3 protein-coding genes and 1 pseudogene are annotated in these 4,100 nt (G+C 41.7%); 1 reads left to right on the top strand and 3 read right to left on the bottom strand.

What is annotated here, in order from left to right; translation table 11 throughout:
- The first annotated feature begins 154 nt into the window (after window positions 1-154).
- On the top strand, window positions 155-313 hold the full coding sequence (locus VLN09_RS06040) for a hypothetical protein (RefSeq protein ID WP_325244647.1): 159 nt from the start codon (window positions 155-157) through the stop codon (window positions 311-313).
- Window positions 314-678: 365 nt separating this feature from the next.
- Here the strand turns inward: VLN09_RS06040 and VLN09_RS06035 are convergent.
- The 3 genes and pseudogenes from VLN09_RS06035 to VLN09_RS06025 all read right to left on the bottom strand — a co-directional run.
- Window positions 679-949: pseudogene (locus tag VLN09_RS06035) on the bottom strand (IS3 family transposase); the annotation flags it as partial.
- Window positions 950-989: 40 nt separating this feature from the next.
- On the bottom strand, window positions 990-1,739 hold the full coding sequence (locus VLN09_RS06030) for a M23 family metallopeptidase (RefSeq protein WP_325244645.1): 750 nt from the start codon (window positions 1,737-1,739) through the stop codon (window positions 990-992).
- 482 nt (window positions 1,740-2,221) lie between these two features.
- Window positions 2,222-3,805: a Fic family protein gene (locus VLN09_RS06025; RefSeq protein WP_325244643.1), complete on the bottom strand. Its 1,584-nt coding sequence runs from the start codon at window positions 3,803-3,805 to the stop codon at window positions 2,222-2,224.
- Window positions 3,806-4,100: the final 295 nt, after the last annotated feature.

Raw genomic sequence — 4,100 nt, 5'->3', positions numbered from 1 at the left:
TCAGTATGCCGAACAACATTTCAGTATGCGAGACCTGATTATAAGAACAGAGCTTTATACTTTGCAACCCTTCTTCTTACTTTAATTGTTATTATCATTCTCTTTTCTTTTTATTTATTGATTATTCATAACACACAACGTTTGGTGACAGCTCATGTTGCCAAAGAGCTCAACACACGATATTTTTCAAAACCTATTGGCCAAGTATGTCATTTCTAAAGACAATGATAACCGCTTTTATTTAGGTTCATACTTGATGTACTGGGCTGGTAAATATGAGCAACAGCAAGGTGTCATTCAGCTGTCTGATTAAAAATTCCTAGATTATTTTCTACGGTATTATCAACATAGCTCATAGGTGTCTCAGTTGAGACTTCAAACAGTTTAAATGAGGGTTGTTGTACTCAGGCTGTGTCAGATATTAAGGTTCATGAACCATTTATTTTTCTCTTCACTATAGAGCATTATTTTTACTAGGCAATTATCTCTTTTAACTCGTGAACCTAATTTTAGGTACGCATATGTTAAATAGAATCTGTATCGAATACAGACCTGATGATTTTGACTGATCACAGCTCGACTATAATATGTGTTACTTATACCAGTCTAAATAATTTTAATAGCATAACCGATAAGCTCTTCAGTATAAAAATCTTTGACTCCGGCTAGGTATAACTAACTTTCCGCTGTCCATACTTAGGTAATGTCACTGACCCAAGCTTTGTTAGGTTGATTGGTATCAGATTTCTGATCGAGGAAGTTTTGAGTTGTGGTGACTTTAAAACGTTTATGGTGACGGCATTTGATGCCGTGTTCTTTAAGGATTCTAACCATACCATAGCGCTGTTTGTTTTGCATGTACCACTCTAACCAACAGCTCACACTGGTTGTGATGGATATGCTGCTCACTGATATTACGATTCATCCAGTCGTAATAGCTTGATGGCTTACTTCACGAACCGTGCTTGCCATCAGCATAGCCAAGGCTCTCAATCAGCTGCCGCAACGATATTTACATGAATACGATCGTTACGCGTGAGGAATCGACCATTGATGGTCAGCCACATAGGCTCACCGCCCAGCGGTGCATCTTTTGGCAGATTTCGCTGGGCATGCAGGTGTAGATGCGGCTGTGAGCTGTTCCCTGAGTTGCCCATTTCCCCTAAAGCATCGCCCACTTCTATTCGATCTCCCGCAGAAACGGTGATACTTCCACTACGAAGATGAGCAAGAATCACAAAATAGTCGCCACAATCGATGGCAACATAGTTACCGGGAAGATTAACACGGTCCATTTTTGGCACTGTCATGTCCGGATGCACGTCGATCACCTTGGCGACCTCACCTCGGCATGGTGCCAGTACTGGCGTACCAAACGTCACATACTTCGCTGGATCCGTCGGCTGCCATCCTTCTTTATGCAGCCCCAGCGGCGTTAGGCGGAAAATATCCAGAGCTCTACTCTGCCCCCGCCAAGGCCGAAAGCGCTCAACAGACTCATCGAGTGTTTTGAGATGGACATTGACCATCTGGGTGGAACCGCCATGTGCGACGAGGTACTGTCCTGATGGAAATGGGGAAGCAATGTCAGCAACCTTACCTTCAGGCAATAGTTGTCCCTTTATCGCTTGATAAGTCATATAAGAGCCCACTAGACCAAGCCCAGACACCAACAAGATAGCGATGGAATTTGCACCTGACGCCTGCCACAGCCTTTGACCTGGAACCGGGGCCCTCACCCAGCGCCTGATAGCGATAATCACCAGAACCAGCCCGTATAAGTAAGGCATCCAGAACGGTGGCATTGTCCACAAAGCCGTGAGCCAGAGACCCGCCAAAACAGCACCGACCGAAACCAGTTGGAGTCCCCAGGAAAGCCTGCCTGCCGCCGGGAAAAGTACCAGCCAAGCCAGCAGTAACAGGGGTAGAAGTATTTGGGTAAGCATTATAGCCCAGGACATTCAATTACCTCCTTTGTACCTGCCTCAGAAATTCAACCTTTATCATTGCCAAAAATCCCTCAAAATAAAATATAGGGCTATAAAACAAAATCCATTTGCTTAAAGTAGTGACAATAAATTAGCTCATTGAAAATTTAAAGCTAAACTGTTTGATAGTATTGTTCTATGCATCATTACAGTACCGACTACCTCTGTCAGAATGCAAAATCAGCCTTTAGAAAAAATAACGCGCTATCTGACTGATATTAAGGGATATTCAGCTAAATATCTAAACTATCGGCCTCATTTTTGAAAATTTCCACAACAACAGAGAGAATGTCATCCCAAACTTCATCGTTTGTCAAAAACGGATAATCCTTGAGTAGCTTATTACTCTTAGCTCCTCTATTTTGTAAGATACTGCGAATAATTCTATCTGCATAGCTATTTGGCATCTCTAAAATCTCTTTTATCGCCTTGCGCGCATTGTCATGTTGTCTAAGATACTGTGACTCTTTATGCATATCATTTTCAATAACATGCGCAATTAATCCAGATAAATATTGAACGTGAGGCGACAAGTCCATAAATCGCCATGCAGGCTGAATGAGATGATTACTTTCAAAGTTTAAATTTGAGCGAATACCATCTGGATAGGTAAGCGCCTGTTTGTCAAAGTCATAATGATCGTGGATTTTTTTCATTAGCGGTACAGAAACACTATCCAGAATTTTATCATAGGCATGGCGATCTGAGGGATGCTCAGCAATGGCTTGAGAGATGGGTAAAATAATAGGCTTATGGATCACCTTGTCTCGTCTTAATACATCATTAATCAAAAAGCGATGTACCCTGCCATTACCATCTGCTAGAGGGTGAATATATACAAAAGCAAAGGATGCAACGGCACTACGTATCAGGGCAGATTGCCCTCGAGTTTTTTCCATGAAGGCCTGAAGTCCTTGCAATTTACAAGCAATATCATCCGAAGGAGGTGCGATATAGTGAACAATCTCTTTAAAGCCATTCACTTGAGTATGAGACACAAAAACAGGGGATTGGCGGAGACCGTATTGCTGAATGACCGTTTTGCTACCAAGTATCTCTTGTTGTAATTCTGCTAGCTGCGCAGGATCAAGCGGAATATTGCCTTCGCCTGTACGCCTTGCCATAACATCAGCGAAACGTTCAATACGCTTTAACTCTCTCCCCTCACCTTCTATTACAAAACTGGCTTTGCTCTCTCGTAGTGTCATCCATACTGATGCCCGCATGAGTAAATCTTGACCAAATTCATCGTTAAGCTTCTCGACCATAGTAGCAATATCAAGCTCTGCTGCTTGCATAAAAGCCTCAGTTTTAACCAGCATTGGACAAAAATCGCGTGTCCCTGCTAGGTTGTCATTGATACGCCATCGAGCATTTTTGATGACATGCTCAGCGCTTGATGTGACCAGCTTTTTGGCATCAATGGCATCTACATAGTTACCGCCCAAATTGCTCGGCACTTCTAAGCAATTATCCATGAGCCATTCATATAAGAATGCCGTTCTACGTGCATAACGCCCAGTCGGTTCATTATTTACCCATGCCTGTACATCATCGGACCCTATTTGCTCAAATAACTGGACTAACAGCTCTAAACTTAACACCTCATGGCGCAAGTGAAACTGTAAGTGAGCGATTATATTACCCAGTGGACGCGCCGATTCCTGATAAACATTATGCGTAAAGTTACCGTCTTTATAAGTTTGCCGACGCCCACCAATACTACTACTAATATATAAAGGGAAAGCCAGTTCTATGCTGGCATAACTGATTAGCCATGCTGCGCCAATAGAGTCTGATGTATCGATACTTATCATTAATTACTCAAACGATTATTAATGAGCCATTGTGCGTAAAAATGATTACCATTGCAATATAATAGTTATTATCATCATAGTATGCATTATATTGATTTTAATAAGACGCTATGATTAGGCTTAGGTGAGCAATATTAATCATATTGAGTAGGCATGATGCATTTAATTTGAATGACCTATTGAGTTTGCTTCCCCACTAGGGGTTTGAACCCATATTATAAGTTTTTGATATTTATAAATTTATATATTGATAGGTGCTGTAATTGCACATCGAAGTACACTTGGCGTGAATATT

Source organism: Psychrobacter sp. (assembly GCF_035469765.1).
GTDB lineage: Bacteria > Pseudomonadota > Gammaproteobacteria > Pseudomonadales > Moraxellaceae > Psychrobacter.
The sequence above is the reverse complement of the archived record's forward strand: the minus strand, read 5'-3'. Positions and strand labels throughout refer to the sequence as shown.

Excerpts from the sequence above, each read along its gene's own strand:
- VLN09_RS06040 (WP_325244647.1), top strand. The coding sequence starts at position 155 with ATGTTGCCAAAGAGCTCAACACACGATATTTTTCAAAACCTATTGGCC.
- VLN09_RS06025 (WP_325244643.1), bottom strand. The coding sequence starts at position 3,805 with ATGATAAGTATCGATACATCAGACTCTATTGGCGCAGCATGGCTAATC.